An 18,384-nucleotide genomic window follows, 5' to 3' on the forward strand; every position below is an offset into this window, starting at 1 on the left:
CTAATTTGCACCGGCCTAGTATCTGGCAATAGCTATTTCTGTATTCTCCTTTCTTTTCTCGCGGCTTACTTATGCTACCCGAAATCAAGCATTACCCGGTAAACTGGGTCGACGGAATGAAAATTTCCCGTCGGCATTTCACTGAGCTTGAGCAATTCACTACCGAGCACCTGCGCGATGCTACGGCGCTGAGCCTGAGTGCCCACCGCTACGGCCTGTTGCCGGCCGATCCGCAAGGCCTGTCCTCCTTTGAGCTGCTGCTCAGCGTCGACCATCAGCAGGCCATTACGGCTCGGCTCACAAACTGCCGGGCCGTTACGGCCGGCGGGGCGCGCATCGAGCTGACGGGTACTGAGCCGCTGACGTACCGCGCGAGCCTGGCTCAGCTGCTGAGCGAGTTTAACCTGACGGCCACCGAGCAGCTCCGCTTCCACGTGGTCGTTTCGGTGAATCCGTATGTGCGGATTCCGATGGGCGCGCCAGCTCCCGAGGAAATTCCACCCCGCCACCCGTATACCACACCCGAGTACCAGTTGAGCGTGGTGCCGGCTTTGCAACTTAATTCTACCCAGGTCAGCTCCTTTCACCTGGTGGTAGGCGAGCTGGTGTACCAGGAAGGCGCGTTGCGGCCCGTGGCTCAGTTTATTCCACCCAGCATGGCCGTGCTCAGCCATCCGGCCCTGCTTAAGTGGCTGCACCAAACCGAGCACCTGCTGCAGGAAATCGAGACGGAGGCCTTCCGCGTGATTCACAAGGTGCGGATGCGGCCCGACAAAAAGAACAACCTCAGTGAGCTGGTGCACCTGGTGGCCGAGCGGCTTGTAACGGCTCTGGCCCAGGAGCTGACGGGACTGCACTTCACCGCGGCCCAGCAGCCCCCCGTGGAACTGCTAGGTACCCTGATGCGGCTGGCCAAGCAGTTCAAAACCAGCCTGTACTGTCTTACCGAAGCCGAGCGCGAAGAACTGCTCAAGTACTTTGAGCAGTGGTCTGAGATTCTGCCGGCGACGTTGCTCAATTCGCTGCAGGAAGCCACTACCGCCACCTACGACCCGCTCAGCGTACACGCTAGCCTGCAGGAGCACTACGCGCTGTGGCAGCTGGTGGCCACCATTTTCCGCCAGCTCAGCCAGCTCGAGTACATTGGCAAAAACAAGGAAGGCTGGAAAACCTTCATCAACGAAAACCCGGTGGCAGCTTCCACGGCACCCGAAAAGCCTGCTACCCGCTGGAACCCGTTCTAGCCCCGTTCCTTTCCCGACCTTCCTCGTTCTTTCATGAAACCCCTCAACCAAGCTGAACGCACCACCCGCCTGTGGAAATTCACCCTGCTGTATCTGCTGGCCTTGATTATTCCCGTTGGCGCTGCCTATTTCCTGTTTTCGGATGGTACCGTAGCCGCTGAAAATGCCCGCCTGAAGCAGGAGTTAAACCAAACCAAGGATGAGCAGCGCCGCCTGCTGACCCAGATGGATACGCTCACCAAGCACCTGCAGCGCATTGACTTCACCGACCGGCAGCTGCGTTCCGAAAGCAACGACCTGGTCGTGGGAGAGCTCAACAAGCGCGCCCAGGACTACCTGAACTCTATTGCCCTTTCGTTGAACGAGCTCCGGCGCGACTCAGCCAAGATGCAAACGGTGGCCAACAAGCGCATTGCCCAGAACGTGCTGCGCGACTTCGACCTGTTCCGCAACAACCGCAGCACCATCGACTTTTTGCGCCAGTCCCTTGATAAGCGGGGCATCGACGTGTCGGGTAAGGAGCAGCTGGCCGCCGAGCTGGCCCAAACCAAGCAGTTGCTGGCTACTTACCAGGCAGCGGCGGCCAACCGGCCGGCTCCCATGCCCTCTGGTGGCGGCGGTGGCGGTGGCGGCGGTAGCAGTGGTGGCGGCGGCGGAGGGGGCCTGCGGGCTGCCGAGCTGCAGCGCAACCTGCTCGATGCCCAGCAACAGGTCAGCCTGCTCGAAGACAAGGTCACGTTTGCCAATGCCGACTGCCTGCGCCTGCGGGCCGCCGCTGTGGGAGGGAAGCGCCGCCGCGAAATGCTGGAGCAGGCCCGCAAGTCTTACCTGACCATTCTGCAGAACCCCAGCTCCAACGATATGAAGGAAACCGTGGAGAAAATGGTGGAAGTAATTGACCAGGAGCTGAAAAAAGGCATATTTAACTAAGCTGCCGCCGCCCTGGCCGTGGGGCGGACGGCCATTTCCGGCCCGCCATGAGCAACGAGTACTACCGGCTTCCCCTCGACTTTGAAACCCTGCTGCAGCGCCGCGCCTTGCCGCGCTGCTCAGAGGAGGAGTCCATTGCCCAGCATCTGTACCTGATGCTGACCACGTATTTCGGCGAGTCGCGCTTCGATCCAACTTTCGGCTGCCTGGTATGGGAGCAGGACTTTGAGGCCATGACCAACATGCGCTGGAAAGATGCCGTGCAGCGCTCCGTGGAAGAAACCGTACGCAGCCACGAGCCCCGGCTGGAGCAGGTCAAGGTGCAAGTTGGCGTCGACGACTTCGAGATGAAAGGCGTAAGCCAGCGGATTCGGAAGCGGCTGGAGGTGACGATAAAAGCCGTCCTGCACCGCACCAACGAGCCGTTTGCCTTCCGCGCCAGCCTGTTTGTGGCGCCGCTATCCGTTAGCTAATTGTTTGTTATTCATTCCAGTGCCCGCATGACGCCTTCCTCCGACGATTTTACCAAAGCCGCCATCAAAACCCGGCTCACGCACAAAGCCGCCGAGCTTTGGGGTTATAGTGAGGCCGAAATGGAAGGCTTTGACCCGCTGGTGCAGATGCTCATGGAAGCCTGCGCTGTGGAGCTGGAAAAGATTGGCCAGGAAATTCACGGCACCCAGCACCGCCTCGTAGATCGGCTGGCCAGCCTGCTCAACCCCGACGTGGTGGATGCCCCGCGCCCAGCTCACGCCGTAGCCCAGGCTCTGCCCCGCGAAACCCAGGCCATCCTGCCGGCCGATGCGCAGTTTGTGTACCAGCGCCCGGCGGCCGGCCGTCAGGTGACTACGCGCCCAGTGTTTTTTTCCCCGCTCCAGACCACGAGCCTGACTCACGGCCGGGTCCGCTACCTGGCTACCGATACAACGCTCTGGCAGCTGGAATCGAGCTTGCAGAAGCGGGTAGTGGCCCAGGCTCCCACGGCGATACCCACCGAGCATCGCCGCCTGTGGATTGGCCTAGAGCTGGCCCCGGAAGTAACGTCGCTGGCCCACCTGAGCTTTTACCTGGACTGGGCTAACGAGCCCCAGCGGCCCACATTTACCTCCTTTTTGCCCGGCGATTCGTGGCGCCTCGATGAAACCGTGCTGACTGTGGAGCCCGGTTTGCGCGAGGATGGGCCTGCCGAAACCTTCCTGCACCAGGAATACGATTTTCTGCAGCGCGTGGAGCAGCACGTGCGGGCTGTATATGCCCCGCATTTCGTGCGGGTAGGCGGGGGAGCGGCAGCCGATTTGAAGGCTTACGTACCACGACCATATCCGGCGGCTTTGGCTGCGCAGCTGCCGGCCGCTGCCCTAGCTCAGCTCACCCAGCCCCTGGTGTGGCTAGAAGTGCGCTTTTCACACGCCCTGCCGCCTGAGGCCCTGACCAACCTGCTCTGCGCCACCAACTGCTTTCCGGTGCTGAACCGCCGCCTGCATAAGCGCCTGTTTCGGCTGCAGCAGGCCCTCAATATCTTTCCGCTCGATTCGGAGGAGCCGTTTCTGGCCATGCGCGAGGTGTACAGCCTCAACAATGTGGTGTACCGCTCCACGTCCCTGACGGGTCTGCAAGATGCTCAGACCGACACGTATACGCTTCGTACGCATGGCGTGGGCCGCTTCGATGCCCGGACCGGCAAGCAGGCCCTGATGCAGCTGCTGGAACTGCTGCGCGACGAAAGCCGGGCCTTCACCGCCACCGGCACCGATTTTATTTCCTCTACTTTGCGGGAGCTGAATCAGAACCTGGCCCGTCTGGAAGAACGGCTCGGCCGCGACGCTGCTGCTCAAAACACTGCCCCTTACGTGCTGTTGCGTCCCCAGGATATAAACGACAGCGTATATTTAGAATATTGGTCGAGCGACGGGGCAGCGGCCAACCGCCTGGCACCCGGCAGCCGCCTGCAGGTTTATGATGGGCAGTACCTGGATGAGGTGCAGCTGCTGACCACCACCGTAGGCGGGCAGGAGCGGCCCCGGCCCGAGGAGCGGGTCCATGCTCTGCGCAAAAACCTGCTGAGCCGTAACCGTATCGTGACCCTGGAAGACATCAAAGCGGCCTGCTGGGCCGAGCTGGGCAGTCAATTAGCACAGGTACAGGTGGAGAAAGGCTTCCGCAATGGCACCACGCCTGGCGCCGGCTTCGTGCGCTGCATCCGCGTGACGCTCACGCCGGCTGCCGCTAGTCGCCTGTCGGGTCCCGAATGGCAGCAAACGGCCGAAGACCTGCAGATTACCCTGGCCAGCCAATCGGCGATGAACCTGCCCTACGAGGTTCTGGTAAAAACCCAGTAGGGGAGGCTCCTTATTAAAACCAGAAGGGCCAGCAGTACGCTGGCCCTTCTGGTTTTGCTTTAAACACGTGACGCTACACTTGCTCCACTGGAGTGGCGGCCGTGGTTTCCCAGGTCAGCTCTTCGGCTTCGGGCGCTTTGCTGAGCGCAATGACCGAGCCTTTGCCAACCTCGCCGGAAATAATCATCCGCGAAATGGGCCGGCGCAGCTGCTGGCGGATTACGCCCTTGATGGGCCGAGCTCCGTAGCGTGGCGTGAAGCCCGACAGCGCCAGGTGAGTGCGGGCCTCGTCGGAAAGCTCCAATGTAATGCCCTGCCGGCGCAATTGCTCCTGCAAGGGCCGCAGGTGAATGTCGAAGATTTGCACCACGTTTTCCTCCGAAATCGGGGCGAAGGGCACAATCTCAGTGAGGCGGGCCAGAAACTCGGGCCGGAAATGCCGACTCATGGTTTCCATCAGCGTATTGGTGGCCGGAATCTTACCTTCCCCAAACGACTTGATAATCTGCTCACTGCCGATGTTGGAGGTGAACAAGATAACGGCGTTGGAAAAGTCGCCTTCCCGGCCCAATCGGTCGTGCAGCCGGCCTTCGTCCAGAATCTGCAAAAAGATGTCGAATACCGAGCTGTGGGCCTTTTCGATTTCGTCAAACAGTACCACTGAGTAGGGCTTCTCCCGAATCTTATTTACCAGCATACCGCCTTCTTCGTAGCCTACGTAGCCGGGAGGCGCCCCATAGAGCAGGGCAGCCGAGTGCTCTTCCTTAAACTCCGACATATCGAAGCGAATTAGGAAAGACTCGTCGTTGAAGAGGAAGTCGGCCAGGGACTTGGCCAGTTCCGTTTTGCCTGTGCCGGTAGGGCCCAGCAGGAAAAACGAGCCAATCGGCTGTCCGGCCTTAATCAGGCCGGAGCGCGACTCCAGAATGGCCTCGCACAACGCTTTTACCGCATGGTTTTGCCCTACTACCCGCTGTTGCAGGGTTTGGTCCATGTTGAGCAGTTTGTCCCGCTCGTTGCTTTGCAGCTTGCCCAGCGGAATGCCGGTTTTGCCTGCTACCACGGCCGCCACGTCGGCGCGTTCCACGCTGTCCTTCTTAGTAGCCGATAAGGTGATTACTGCCGCCAGCAAGTCCCGGATGTAGGCCTCCAGCGGCTCCGAGGTTTCGAGCGTATCGGGCTGCTGCTCCTGGTCGAGCTGGTTTAGCCACAAGTGGCTCACCTGGTTCTGGACCTGGTACAGAAACCACCGCAGCTCCTTCATGTACTCGGCTTCTTCCAGCTCCGAACCTCGGGCAGCCAAGGCTTCAAACTCTTGCTGCAGCTGCTGCAACTCGGCCTCGGCGTGGCTGTCGAGCATGCGGATGGCGGCCATAGTCCGGTCCACGAGGTCAATGGCCGAGTCGGGGAGCTGCCGGTCCTTGATGTAGCGCTTGGCCAGGCGCACGGCCTCACTCACGGTGCCTTCGCCGATGGTCAGGCCGTGGTGGGCGGCGTAGTGGGGCAACACGCTTTCCAGCATCCGCTCGGCCACTACCACGCTGGGCTCTTCCACCCGCAGCACGTCGAAGCGGCGGTTGAAGGCTTCGTCGGCCTCAATGTACTGACGGTACTCGTCGTTGGTCGTGGCCCCAATGACGGTGATTTCCCCGCGGGCCAGCTCCGGCTTCAGGAGCTGGGCAATCCCCGCCCCGGCCGAGCCTTTGGGGTCGAGCAGCACGTGAATCTCGTCGATAAACAGAATGGCGCGGGTGTACTGCTTGATTTCAGTCAGCACGCTCTTAATCCGGTCCTCTACCTCGCCCTTGTACGAGGCACCGGCCACCAACGTGCCCAAATCCAGCTCAAACAGCACTACTTGCTGCAAGTGGGTTGGCACTTTCTGCTGCACGATCTGCTGAGCAAAACCCTCGACCAGCGCCGATTTGCCCACGCCCGGCTCCCCGACGAGCAGCACGTTGGGCTTGGTGCGGCGACCCAGAATTTCGGCCATCTGCCGGGTTTCCCGGTCGCGCCCTACAATGGGGTCGAGCTTGCCGGCGGCAGCTTCCTCGGTCTTATTTACGCAATAGGTAGCCAGAGCGCCTGCCTTGGCGCCCGGCGCGGCGCGGTCGGAGAGGGGGGCACTGGTCTGCCCGTCGGCTCCTACGGCCAACGGCTGTAAGGCTTCGGGCTCAGCGGCGCTCATCACCTCCCGCTGCGTCAGGGGCAAGGATTTGAGTTGCTCCTCAGTGAAAGCCAGACCCGGCCGTAGCAGAGCTGCCAGTAGGCTTAGCGGGTCGGTTTGGTCTTTGGCTAGCTGCAGCGCTACCAGGTCGGCTACTTCCAGGACGGGCTTGAGCTGAGCATCCTGACCGGGCATTTCCGGCGGCCGCGTCGACTTGGGCAAGCCTTCCAAGCGCACCTCGGCCCATTCGCGCAGGTAGTGGATGTCCTTGTCCAGCTCGATGGCCAGCCAGGAAGCCAGCCCGATTTCATTGTGCAGCAGAGCCGTCAGCACGTGGGGGGCGGCGTAATACTCGTGGCGGTATTCGTGGGCCACGGCCTGCGCGATATGCAGGGTTCGTTTTAGTTCGTCGGAGTAGGACACAGAAAAAATATAGGGTAGATGAATGGCTGAAAGGTAGGTAAGCCAAGGAAGGAACCTGGGCCGTAACCCGCATACGCAATGGACCCCTTCCGAGCCGCCGACTAGGTAGGATTTGTCTTCTAACCAGCTCGTACACTGGGAGAAAACTACCGGAACTCAACAATTCCGAACTAATCAATATTGGGAATCGTAAATATCCGGGAAAAAGTGCAACACCCTAGACGATGACTCGGCAGTACTGAAGCGACTACAGAAAAATTAGTGGCGTTAAAGTATCGGATTTCCTGAATTAATGTACCTTTCGGACCAGGTAGGCCGTATAGAAATCGTCTAACGGATTGATATTTCATCATTTAGTCACAAATCTGTTTCTATGTTCAACTACGGAATCGGCGGGCAAGAGCGTAAGCTTGATAACGCACAGGAGTCCATCTCAGATATTCCCCTGAATCGGACTTTGCTGGTACAAAAGCTGACGGCCGACCCGCCTTTGCGGGCCAAAATTGTAGAAGGTCTGCGGACGCCTGAAGCCGTTTTCGCGCACTTCAAGCCCGAAGTGGCCGTGGAGTTCGAGAAGGAAGATGGCTCAGTTATCCCGGAGAAACTCCAATTTGAAACGTTGGGCGACTTTGGCAAGCAGGGTATCATCAACCAAAGTAATTTCCTGCAAAGCCTCGATACCGAGGCCGACAACCTGCAAAAATTGCTGCGTCAGCTCAAGTCAAACAAAATTTTGAAGTCGGCCCTGGAAAACCCCGAAACCAAAGCGGCGTTTCTGGCGGCCATCGAGGCCATGATGAACGAGCTGGACTAGTTCACGGCTGATTTCTTCACGCTTTATACTCAGTAGGGAACCACCCATATGGCCACCGAAAACCAAGATATTGCCTCCACGGCAGGAGCCGCCCGGGAACGGGAACTGGCTCCGCGCCTTGAACAAAATGCTCAGGCCCTGGCTAAGTTCGGCGGCTTCGACCTGCTCGAAACCACCATCGACGGGGCATCCAACCTGAATCCGGAAAAGAAGGCCCGTAAAAAGATCTTCCTGACCGAAGACAGCAAGAAGGCCGACCGGCAGCAGCTTAAAAAGCGGCTGGCTCTGTGGCACTCCGTGCTCAGCGAGTCAGATTCGGTAGCGGATGCCGTGCAGAAAAGTGAGGAAAAGGTAGAGTCAGCTAAAAACCAGCTCACCGATAACCTCAAAAAGGCCATCGAAGCTACGCACGACCTGGAACAGGCTTATCGTTCGGTTACGTTGTTTTACCGCAACACTGACCAAAACGAAATCAAGAACATTTCCATCCTCAACGCCGATAAGGAACAGCTCCAGGATCTGGATAATACTACCTTCATCGACGCCGTATCCGACGAGCTGGAGCAGAACTATGACCGCCTCGATCTGCGCGATAATTACTCGCTGCTGGTGATTCCAGGTTATTTGGGTTCCAATAAGGTTATCGACAAATGGGCCAAAATAGCGCACAAGAACAAGGTGATGATGGTCACCGACTTCGAGCACTACGATTCGCCTGACGACGTTATTGAGCTCTTCGACGAGGCCAACCTGACCGGTGCCGAATCCCATAAGTCCAACGTCATCATGGCCTGCAACTGGCTCGTGGGTCGTGGCAAGTTGGAGGAAGTAGGGGAGGAAGAGGACTTGTTTGTGCCTCCATCCTCCGCCTTGGCAGGCCGGATCTACAGTACGCTGGCTTCGCAGGTAACGGCCGGGCGCAAACACGGCACGCTCAACGAGGTAGACGGCGTGCGCTTCCCGCTCCGCAAGAGCGAGATTGCCAACATGGAGAAAATCGGCCTCGTACCGATGGTGAACGAGTACGGTCGGGTAATGGCCTTCTCGGCTAAAACCCTGTTCAACGGCGACAACATCGGCCTGCAGACTTACTCAGTGGTGCGCGTGTTCGACCACGTGACTAAAGTGCTGATCGACTTCCTGAACCGGCGGGCTTTCGAAAACTGGGACCACAACGTGCGCATGGACATCCAGAGCCAGATCGTGCGGTTCCTGGATGGTATTACCGGCCCGGGTAAGCTCATCGAAAAATTCTCCATCAAAAAATTTGAGCGGGACCCCAATCAGAAGGACCGCATCCTGCTCGACATTCACATGGTGCCGTACTTCCCGGCCAAAACCTTCCTGGTTTCCCTGGATGGCACCAAAGGCGATGACCCGGATGCGCCGGGCCGCGACTGGAATGCCGAGTACAAGCAGCAATAGAGCCACAGGTGTTGTGTAGTGGAAGTGGCTGTTGCAGATCAGTAAAGTTGTAGTGCCCTTTATTAATTCTTCATTTTTCACCCCCTAATCATTTTATCATGGCATCATTTAGTGCATTTTTCAACGCCGCTGGCAGCGGTGACTGTGAAGTAGTAAGCTGCAGCTACTCCTTCGATCAGGCAATCGATGACAAAGGTCGTCCTTCGTCTAAAGTGCAAGGTGGTACCATCAAGGTAACCATTGTTTCGACCGACAGCGCTTCGCTGACCAGCTGGATGCTGGATCCGTTCAAGCGTGAGAGCGGTAAGATCATCTTCAAGCGTATCGACCAGGATTCAACACTGAAGGAGATTTCCTTCGAAGAAGCCTACTGCGTAAGCTACGCTGAGCATTTCGATGCTCGTGGTGCTGACACCAACACCTCCATGACTTTGAGCCTGACCATTTCGGCCAACAAGATCAACGCCAACGGCGCTATGTTGGATAACAAGTGGGTTTAAGCGCTTCGCGTTAACTCCGCAAAAAGCCCCCGTGACAGATGTCGCGGGGGCTTTTTTTACGTGTAACTCTTACACTGGCTTGATCAGTAATCAGAGTTGCGGATGTAATGGATACTCCTCGTTGATGTTCTGCGCCACCTTTTGCGTGGCGTCTCATAAGCTGTTCGAGTAGTCGCGGCGGCTCACTTTGTAGCCTGTTGTAATTACTCCACCTGGAGTATTCCGCTCATCTACCACTTCCAGCAGAGTGGCTAAGCGCCCTCCTCGAAAAGTAATAAGATGACCTAAACCATCCTATTACATTATATTCTTGTGAAACCGCTCGATAAGTGCCATTAGCTCCTTTTGGCCCTTATTTCGTTCATCTTGTCTTTCACCCCTAATCATATTGAATAACCCTCTATACTGCTCGCTATTTGATTCATCTGGCTTTATAAGCCCAAGTAGCTTTAAAATTTCGATGGTAGCGCGTACAGCAGAGTCTTGATAATCATCTTTAATGAATTCCAGTAGCTGGTTTATCCTTTTAGCACTGTCTGGCAGGTCCGCTAGATATTTTATAAACCTTGTCTTTGCCGTTTTATTTTTCAGAGAGAATTTTTCAAATGTTTCTAGATACCTCTCGTCGTGGGTAATGTCCCAGAGGTATTTAGCTAGATCATAATCTAGGCCGGATTCTGGGTAATATTTCTTTTCCTGTAGAGTCTGCTCTAAAAAGGCAACAGCAGCTGGAGTAGCCAGCTTTGCCAAAGACGGGAGAGGGCTCATGTCGCCCGTACGAGCTTGGGCCAGCAGTAAGTGTTCTGCTTGTTGAAGCTCTTGGGGGCTCATGTGGTCATACCAACCCAAGTCAAAGCCTTGGGCTTTAGCGTAATCCTTAGCCTGCAGTTGCGCTAAAAACTGTTGAAAAGCGGAGCTACTCATGGTTTGGGTAATGGAACAGTCTCAATGTATGTGATGTGTGGTAACGAGGCACGCTTGTTTAATTCTTCGTACTCCACATTCTTCCACATCATACCAACTTTGTTGCGCACGACCGTTACAGGACCACTAGATTGATTAGCGTATCTTCTGGATAATGCCTCCCACAAAGGTTGGGCATCCTTCGGACCTCCGGTTCCCCACTGGCCATATTCAAACTTGTCGTCCAAGTGCTTCCAGTTATTGAAGATGTTGCCGCCAGGGGTGGCCTCCATTGTAGTCCCTTTTATCTTGTCGGCATACCGTTGTGCTTCAGGCCAATCTCCGGACCAGAATACGGCTTTGCCATGAGGGGAAGATAAATCTAAGAGCTCGGCCATTTGCTCATACTCGCCATTCTGGAAATGACGGTAGGCTCTGGCGGCATCCCTGCTATTCTTAAACTGCTTGCTCTTGCCGTCAACACCTTTGGCTCGTTTCTGAAACTCATTCCAGGGGTTGCTTTTACGAATGCCTTTACATCCACTCAGGCCGAAAATATCAACCTGCTTATGAGGATCAGCAACGTAAGCGTAGGGAGCTATACCACCCAGTAGCCCAATTGGATCCTGACTAATGTAGGAGCCGGCTTCAGGGTCGTAGTAGCGGAAGCGGTTATAGTAGAGGCCGGTTTCCGTGTCCTCATACTGACCCTGGTAGCGGAAGGGGCAGGCCGCACGTGTTCCTTCGAGCAGCCGTAGCTGCCCGTAGCTGCCCAGCTGAGCATTCCAGCTGGAGTGCCCCCGCTCATCAACCATTTCCAGCGGAGTGCCCAAGTGGTCGGTCAGGATGCTGTAGCGCTTCTGGCCGGCCAGCTTGGCTAGAGGGGCGAAGCTGTCCTCCTCAAAGAGCCAGGTGATGACATCCGCCGTATTGTTGCCGTCCAGCTCCAGCTCCTGCCATTCATGCAAGGGCTTGTTGCCGTCCCAGACCCAGCGCGTGACTTTGCCTTTGAAATGTTTGCTGATGCGCCGGCCCAGCGCGTCATACGTGAAGCTGACGGTGGCTCCGTCCGGGCGCGTTACTTGCGCCAAGTGCCCGGCAGCGTTCCAGTGGTAGTGCCAGCGCTGGCCCTTGGCAGTTTGCTTCTCAATTAGATTCCCCAGCGCATCGTAGTGGTACTGCATCCCGTTGGCCTGCAGCAATTCGCCCGCCTTGCCGTAAGTTCGGTCGTTGTGGGCAGTGGTTTGGAACAGATTGCCCACCGCGTCGGGTAAGCGCAACTCCTCCGTGCCGTCTGGGTAGAGGGTGGCGCTCAGGGTACCGCGCGCATCATGGGCAAAACGGGTCGTGCCCGTCGCCGAATCGATGAGCTCGGTTAGCTGATCGGGACCCTGCCAGCGGTAAGTGCGGCGGCGCTGTTGACGCCCAGCGATAAGCTGCTGATTGATAGGGCGGCCCAGCTGGTCGCGGTGCCAATGAGTTTGGACGCCGCCACTGAGCGTCCGGGCCATTTCCAGTCCTTGGGCGTCGCGCTCGAAGCGGGCATTCCAGCCGCTGGCGTGCATACGGGCCACGTCGCCATAGTCGTCGCGCTCCAGGTTTACGGCCGCACCTAGGGAAGAGTGCAGTCCGATACGCTGCCCGACTTGGTCATAAGTGCTGCTGACGCGGTGCGCACCCTGAATTTCGTGCAGTACCCGGCCGCGGGCATCTCGCTCCCAGGTTACGGTTAAGGCCTCGTTGCGGGCTTCCAACAGGCTGCCATCAGAGCGGAACGCAAATTCTTCCTGCGTGCCATCCGGGAATGTGACGGCCGTAATGCGGCCCGCGGCATCATACGCGTAGTGCGTTTCTCTTTTGCCAACCCATTGGGTAACAACCTGGCCGGCGGCGTCGCGCTCAAAGCGGCGCTGCAAACCATCAAAGCCCGTTTCGGCCACAATCTGCCCGGCGGCATTGAAGGCGAACTGGTAGGGGCGGCCGTGTTCGTTGATTAGGCGGGTCAGCCGGCCCTCAAGGTCGTACTCGTAACGTATTTTGCGGCCAGCTTGGGTGCGGGCGGCCAGCCAGTCGAGGCCGGTATATTCCAGGGTGACGTCCTGGTGGTCGTCGCGGGCGCGCAGCACGTTGCCTTCTGCATCGTAGGTAAGCCAGCGCACGTTGCCATCGGGCTCATCCACGCGAGTCAGGCGTCCGAGCAAATCGTAGGAGCGGCGCTGCGTGTTGCCACGGGCGTCGGTCAGGGCCGTGAGTTGGCCCAGCGCGTCGTGCTGCCAGCGGCGCAGTTGCCCATCGGGCTGCTGCACTTCCCGCAGGTTGTGCTGCTCATCATAGAAGAAAAGTGTGGGCGGGCTTTGGGCAGCCCCCACTGAGTGGAGAAGCCCATTGCGGTAGCTGGATTCTATAGTCAGGCCGTCGGAGTCGAGACGCTGAATCTGGTTGCCGGCTTCGTCGTAGGACCACTGCCAGGTATTGCCCAGGTCGTCGGCTGCCGCTACCGGTAGGTCGTTGGCAAACTCGGTCTGGATTTTGGCTCCGCCGGGAAAAGCTGTGGCGATAAGATTGCCCCGGGCATCGTAGTCGTAGCTAGTAGCGCGGCCCAGCGGGTCCCTCTCCAGTGTAAGCTCATCGTACTGGTTGTAGCTCCACTGGTGCACAGCCCCCAGCGGGTCGAGGTGGGCCAGTACCAGCCCTCCTTCGTGCTGATACACGCTGACGTCGCCCGGTATTGAGCTGCTAACGGTGGTTTGACCGGGCTCGTATGTGAACTGGCCGTTTAGAATGTTACCGTCGCCCCAGGTCCGAATGCACTGGGCGGCAGAGCCCTGACCAGCGTACTCAAAGTAGAACGACAGGCCCGAACGGAGCGTTTTCTGCACCATCAGGTGGCCACGGTAACCATAGCGCCTAATATGACCCAGCGCGTCGGTTTCTTTAATAAGGTTGCCCAGCGCGTCGTAATGGTAATGTACTACTGCAAAGTGGCCAGCGCCTTCGGGGCTAGGCGCTTCCAGAGTGGCTATGCGGCCGTTGGCATCGAGTAGCAGACGCACTTCGCGGCCGGCGCTGTCGTAGATGGTTTGCAGGCGGTGCTGCTCGTCGTAGGCAAAGCCAATGGCAAACCCGTTGGCATTCTCAATGCTGGAAAGCTTGTAGGGTTCGGGTTCCTGAATAGTGGCATCTGAAGTTGTCGGAATCCGGAAGCAGTAGAAAACCTGTTCCTGCAGGTCCAATATCCGGTACTGCCCATCAACGAGCCGAGCGTCGAGCCGCTCCCGGCGGTTGAAGGCGCGGTACTGGTTGGCGGCGGTGAGCGGCTCAAACAAGGCCAGCCGGCCGTCAGCCAAGCGCAGGGCTAGAGTTCCGTCGTCTTCCACGGCCAGGGCCAGATCGTAGCGGTGGTGCCAGCCGTGGCCCAGCGGGCCCTGATACTCGGAGTTGGAATACCAAGTCCGCTCCCAGACGAAGGGTATCGGGCCGGGCAGCTCCAAATCGACAAGATCGAAGAGCATCACACCAGTAGCCACGTCCACCGGGTCTTTCACGCAGGTGCGCTTGCTCTTGGTGCAGCCCGGCACGGCGTCGAGCTTTTTAGCTTTTTTGCCGGCCTTGGCGGCGGCTTTTTCCGCTTTGCGAGCCTTTTTAGCGCCGGTGAGCACCTTGCCCATGACCTTCATCTTACCCGCCGCCGAGCGGGCGGCCCGGCCGGCCAGGCTCATTACGTGGCCCTCCACGTCGGCCAGGCGGGCGGCGCGGCTGGCCATGCGCGCCACCCGGCTGGTCTTGGCCGCCGCGTTCAGGGCCGCACCTGCCCCAGCCGTGCCCACGGTCAGGCCCACTTCGAAAGCTACCTGGCCCGTGACGTTGCCCCAGTCCCGGGGCGACATGTTCTGCAGCTTGTCGCCCACCTTCTGCCAGTTCTCGCCGTTGCTGGCCCACTCTGCCGCGTTGCTCACGCCTTGTTTGGCGCTGCTGGCCGCGTTGGCCCAGTTCTGCGAGTCGCCGGCCCATTTATAGGCATTCGTGGCGCCTTCGCCAATGGCCTTGGCCGTGTCCACGGGGTGGGTCACGGCATTCCAGCCGCCCTTGGCCATGCCCCACAGGCCTTCGGCCAGGCCTTTGCCCCCTTCCCAGACGCCTTCGGCCACCCCGAGCTGGAAGCGGCCCACGTCGCCCAAGGGGCCCAGGGTTTGCAGATACTCATCGGCCTGGTCGGCCAGGCTTTTGTCCGGGGCCGGGGGCGGGGCGCAGGCGGCCTGGGCGGCGGCCATACTGAAGTGAATGCCGACCTTGCCGCCGAGGCCGCACTGCAGCGTGGAGTCTTCCAGCAGCAAGTGGGCCGGGCCCAGCTGCACGTCATTCTTGACCGGGCTCCAGGTAATGGGAACCACCAGGCAGGGCATCTTCGTGATGGAGCACACGCCCATGGGCGGCACGTTCACCACCGGTATCTTGTCGAGGTCAGTGGCCAGGTTCTGGCCGTAGATGGAGGTGCGCGCGTTGAAGGTGACATTAAAGGTCGCCGGGAGCGTGCCCTTGTCACAGGTCAGAAAAACGCCGGCGGGAACATATTTCTTGGCCATAAGTAGTCGAACTTAACCCTCCCCAAAAACAATACAAATAACAGTGCTGTAGCCAGGTCATATACTCCCGGCTGCCTGTAAGGTACGCAGCATATTAATATACGTGCTGGGCTCTATATACTGCTAGCTGAACAGAGACGTTGCTGGGACCGGGGGGCGCTGACTTGATACTATACGTTTGCCCTTAGTACTTCAGGTTGGAATGCGGCTATCGGGCATCGGCTTGGCGTGGTTTCGCAGCCAGCCGGCAATTCGGTTCCCAGATGCAGGCGTTGCTGGATATGCCAGCCCCTCACGTATGGCGGGTGAAAGTGACGGCCAGGGCATAGATATCAGGGCGCATGATGCTAGGCAAGGTGCTCACGAAGTGCCCGGTGTAGAGTCAACTCGGACTCGTTGACCAACACCATAGGAGTAGCGCCTACCGTTGGCGTACTACAGCTACCCGCCGGATGCATAACTCCGTTCGATGTGCCTAGCGTAGTTCGTGAATTTCACTGCCATACCCAATAATAGCTAAAGCCCCGATAGGTCGATGAGACCATATCCGAAGTTAACGGTAGGCCTCGATTCAGAAGTGCGTTTTTGAGATGCTATTACATCTTTGCAATGTTTACATCTTCTACCAGAGGATTGGTAAACGTGTCGAAGCTTTCAGTTTCTGTAAGAGAGAAAGCAAAACCAAAATTAGCAACCGGGTAGGGAAGGGCCCTCTTTCGTTTAAATCCTACAATTCTTACTTTATACTTTGCCGGATAAACATTAAATTTTTGGGCACTATACAGTGTTTCGCCATCCAGAGTTTGGTAAGATCTATTCGCTCTTCCTTCGTATTCCTTCGAATTCCAGGCATCCAAACTGTCAAGGCTACCCACCCAGACGGCTGCGTCAGATCCTACCATCATATTGCAATTGTCTAGAGCTAATACTTCCTGCCAACCGCTACTAAATACTTCTATTTCGTCTGTTTCACCTAAATCTATTATGTACCCAATTGAATTAATTGTGGCAATAGGCAGTAGATAGCCTTCGCGCATGGCTTCTTCAAGAAGATGGCGGTTCTTGTCAAGAAAATTATTTAATTTCTTAGTGCGGATTTTATGTTTTCGAAGGAAGAAAGTGAAGGCCTCTATAGATAAACAAAACAGGCCATAGCCACTGACATCAATAGTTCTTTCGTTCACAGCTGGAAATTGGTTTGTTTGAGCCAAGGTATTTTCCCGCTTTACGTAGCTCCTGGATTTTCTCTAATGCTTTACCCAGGATTGTTGCGGTACAGCGTCTGCTTTGTATTGGGGAATTTTAAGGATCCTTCTTAGAATAAGTCAGAATAAACCAATCATACGTGCCAGGTTACGCTGCCTTGTTGGTCGTAGAATGCTGGCGGAGTGACCAGGTCGCAGATTAGGCTCTGCGCCCTGCTGGCCCTAGGCTCTGCCTTCAAGTTTCTGCCACTCGTGCACAGACGTGTGACCATCCCAGATCCGGCGCGTGACCCCGACCCCGAAAGCCCAAGCTCCGCCCCAGTACGGGGCTTGTAGAAAAGAATACCACGTATTAATACACCAGCAGGATGCCGGCTGATTTATCGATTGGCTTACCAGTGTACTCTTCCTGCACGGGGCCTTCCCAGCCACAGGGAATATGTCCGGCTTCATACAGCGGCAAAAAGTCCAGGAAAAAGCTGGGCAGACGAGGAGCTATTTTCTGGTAATGATTCTCCATACACATACCCAGTATGTTCCAATCGAAATCGTGTGCAAAAGCATCGTCCAGATGGTATTCGCGCATGTATTTCTCAATCGTAGGTTTGAAATACGAAAGTTCTGGTTTGTACGCTTCAGTTATGGCATTCCAGAGCCTATCTTCTTTCGGATGTTTTTTAGATAAGTACATTGTCAGCCTATTACGGGCTTCCAGGGTGAAATTTTCCCAGGTAATGGAGTGTAGGTGCTTGTTTACTTCTTGACTAGAGGGTAGCCGCCGCTGCGTAAACGTTGTCTCAGGAATAGAGTATTCCCCCAGGTGTTGGAATAGGGGAAGGTCTTTTAGCCGTTGCAGAAATGCTTGGTCTGGGGTAGTTAGATCAGGTTTGCTCATCGCTCTCATCTACACGGGTTTATTCTGGCTGCTATGCTAGGGCTCTCCTGATTCCCTGCCGTATTCAATACGCTGTTTGATAGTGGCTTTGAGCGCAGCATTTACCTGACTGGGAAAGGCTGGTTATCTTCCGCGTCTTTTTCACTGCTTGACCATCCTCCAAGTTAGGGTGAAAATGGTGTTTGCCACCAGCTTCAAAGCGCTAGCAGCAACGGCTCAAATGTCAAAGGAAGCTTTGTATAGCTAGGCCCTAACATTGTTTTAATCGCCTCGCTATTCTTGCACCCTTCCACGAAGTGATACAGGTCTGGTGCTCCGTAGCGGATTCCTCCCATTCGTGCTGCAAGTATATAGATAGGAAGTTCATTATTGGGTTGTCGATGCGCTAAGTTCCAAACTAGGTATTCGCCATTCTCACTCATGGCGAAGGGAATCAGTGAGTACTCAATGCCTTCATATCCATCGGGCTCAAGTAGGAAAGGATCGTGCTCCATCTCTTCATAAAAGTCATCCATTGCCTGTTTAATCCAAGGGCTACGCACGGTCCACGAATCAGGATGTTGGCCCAGAGGAACATAGATCAAAAACAGGCCGCAGAGCTTTCCCCAGCCCAAGTGGGTAGCAAAGTCAATATAGGAGGGCGGAAAACCGTTGCCATCAGGGAACCGGTGCGCTGCTAGGTAGGCGCTATCCGGTTGAGTTATCGGATGCTTTTTAAGCTGGTCGAAAATTGACACAAAAGTATTTTTAAGCGTTAACACCCAGAATCACCACAAGAAGTATTCTGATAAAACCCATTTGGAATAACCGGCCCCGGAGACGCCTGCTCAGGCGTTGTGATAAATATGTAAGAGAGAAATTCCTGGCTACTATCCATAGCTAGGGCTTCTGAATTGCTTTCTAATACTTCATTCCCGTTGCCTGTTTAATGCAGATAAAAGAGTAGCAATAGCTTC

The 18,384-nt window shown here is 56.6% G+C and carries 13 protein-coding genes; 7 read left to right on the forward strand and 6 right to left on the reverse strand.

The features are described 5' to 3' along the window. Positions 1–116: 116 nt before the first annotated feature. The 4 genes from MUN80_RS12440 to MUN80_RS12455 are packed head-to-tail and all read left to right on the forward strand — an operon-like array spanning position 117 to position 4,513. Positions 117–1,244, forward strand: coding sequence for a hypothetical protein (locus tag MUN80_RS12440; protein WP_244724551.1), 1,128 nt, complete (start codon positions 117–119; stop codon positions 1,242–1,244). Between the two features lie 33 nt (positions 1,245–1,277). Then, positions 1,278–2,174, forward strand: coding sequence for a hypothetical protein (locus MUN80_RS12445; RefSeq protein WP_244724554.1), 897 nt, complete (start codon positions 1,278–1,280; stop codon positions 2,172–2,174). Between the two features lie 47 nt (positions 2,175–2,221). Further along, positions 2,222–2,647 carry a GPW/gp25 family protein gene (locus tag MUN80_RS12450; RefSeq protein WP_244724557.1) on the forward strand — a complete coding sequence of 142 codons (426 nt, stop codon included), beginning with the start codon at positions 2,222–2,224 and terminating at the stop codon, positions 2,645–2,647. 27 nt (positions 2,648–2,674) lie between these two features. Then, positions 2,675–4,513, forward strand: a complete 1,839-nt coding sequence (locus MUN80_RS12455) for a type VI secretion system baseplate subunit TssF (RefSeq protein ID WP_244724560.1) — start codon at positions 2,675–2,677, stop codon at positions 4,511–4,513. A gap of 73 nt (positions 4,514–4,586) precedes the next feature. Here the strand turns inward: MUN80_RS12455 and MUN80_RS12460 are convergent, their stop codons facing one another. Beyond that, complete coding sequence (locus tag MUN80_RS12460) at positions 4,587–7,103, reverse strand: ATP-dependent Clp protease ATP-binding subunit (protein WP_244724562.1); 2,517 nt, start codon at positions 7,101–7,103, stop codon at positions 4,587–4,589. Between the two features lie 373 nt (positions 7,104–7,476). Here MUN80_RS12460 and MUN80_RS12465 point away from each other — a divergent pair, with 373 nt between their 5' ends. The 3 genes from MUN80_RS12465 to tssD all read left to right on the forward strand — a co-directional run bounded on the left by MUN80_RS12465 (position 7,477) and on the right by tssD (position 9,842). Continuing rightward, positions 7,477–7,917 carry a hypothetical protein gene (locus MUN80_RS12465; RefSeq protein ID WP_244724565.1) on the forward strand — a complete coding sequence of 147 codons (441 nt, stop codon included), beginning with the start codon at positions 7,477–7,479 and terminating at the stop codon, positions 7,915–7,917. A gap of 48 nt (positions 7,918–7,965) precedes the next feature. Beyond that, a complete protein-coding gene (locus MUN80_RS12470; RefSeq protein WP_244724568.1) occupies positions 7,966–9,342 on the forward strand; it encodes a DUF5458 family protein in 1,377 nt (458 codons plus the stop codon). A 98-nt stretch (positions 9,343–9,440) separates the two neighbouring features. After that, positions 9,441–9,842, forward strand: a complete 402-nt coding sequence (gene tssD, locus MUN80_RS12475; protein ID WP_244724571.1) for a type VI secretion system tube protein TssD — start codon at positions 9,441–9,443, stop codon at positions 9,840–9,842. A gap of 297 nt (positions 9,843–10,139) precedes the next feature. Here the strand turns inward: tssD and MUN80_RS12480 are convergent, their stop codons facing one another. The 5 genes from MUN80_RS12480 to MUN80_RS12500 form a co-directional block, all read right to left on the reverse strand. Next, a complete protein-coding gene (locus MUN80_RS12480) occupies positions 10,140–10,766 on the reverse strand; it encodes a hypothetical protein (protein WP_244724573.1) in 627 nt (208 codons plus the stop codon). Beyond that, positions 10,763–15,328, reverse strand: a complete 4,566-nt coding sequence (locus MUN80_RS12485; RefSeq protein WP_244724576.1) for a DUF6531 domain-containing protein — start codon at positions 15,326–15,328, stop codon at positions 10,763–10,765. The genes MUN80_RS12480 and MUN80_RS12485 overlap by 4 nt, the downstream gene beginning before the upstream one ends. 596 nt (positions 15,329–15,924) lie before the next feature. Beyond that, a complete protein-coding gene (locus MUN80_RS12490) occupies positions 15,925–16,512 on the reverse strand; it encodes a hypothetical protein (protein WP_244724579.1) in 588 nt (195 codons plus the stop codon). Positions 16,513–16,885: 373 nt separating this feature from the next. After that, positions 16,886–17,437 (reverse strand): hypothetical protein, encoded by a 552-nt coding sequence (locus tag MUN80_RS12495; protein ID WP_244724581.1) that lies wholly within the window; start codon positions 17,435–17,437, stop codon positions 16,886–16,888. Positions 17,438–17,622: 185 nt separating this feature from the next. Next, positions 17,623–18,165 (reverse strand): SMI1/KNR4 family protein, encoded by a 543-nt coding sequence (locus MUN80_RS12500; protein ID WP_244724596.1) that lies wholly within the window; start codon positions 18,163–18,165, stop codon positions 17,623–17,625. Positions 18,166–18,384 lie beyond the last annotated feature (219 nt).

The sequence above is a fragment of the Hymenobacter cellulosivorans genome (genome assembly GCF_022919135.1).
GTDB classification, from domain to species: domain Bacteria; phylum Bacteroidota; class Bacteroidia; order Cytophagales; family Hymenobacteraceae; genus Hymenobacter; species Hymenobacter cellulosivorans.

Coding starts and splice junctions, on each gene's coding strand:
- MUN80_RS12440 (WP_244724551.1), top strand. CDS start 117: ATGAAAATTTCCCGTCGGCATTTCACTGAGCTTGAGCAATTCACTACC.
- MUN80_RS12445 (WP_244724554.1), top strand. CDS start 1,278: ATGAAACCCCTCAACCAAGCTGAACGCACCACCCGCCTGTGGAAATTC.
- MUN80_RS12450 (WP_244724557.1), top strand. CDS start 2,222: ATGAGCAACGAGTACTACCGGCTTCCCCTCGACTTTGAAACCCTGCTG.
- MUN80_RS12455 (WP_244724560.1), top strand. CDS start 2,675: ATGACGCCTTCCTCCGACGATTTTACCAAAGCCGCCATCAAAACCCGG.
- MUN80_RS12465 (WP_244724565.1), top strand. CDS start 7,477: ATGTTCAACTACGGAATCGGCGGGCAAGAGCGTAAGCTTGATAACGCA.
- MUN80_RS12470 (WP_244724568.1), top strand. CDS start 7,966: ATGGCCACCGAAAACCAAGATATTGCCTCCACGGCAGGAGCCGCCCGG.
- tssD (WP_244724571.1), top strand. CDS start 9,441: ATGGCATCATTTAGTGCATTTTTCAACGCCGCTGGCAGCGGTGACTGT.
- MUN80_RS12480 (WP_244724573.1), bottom strand. CDS start 10,766: ATGAGTAGCTCCGCTTTTCAACAGTTTTTAGCGCAACTGCAGGCTAAG.
- MUN80_RS12485 (WP_244724576.1), bottom strand. CDS start 15,328: ATGGCCAAGAAATATGTTCCCGCCGGCGTTTTTCTGACCTGTGACAAG.
- MUN80_RS12495 (WP_244724581.1), bottom strand. CDS start 17,437: ATGAGAGCGATGAGCAAACCTGATCTAACTACCCCAGACCAAGCATTT.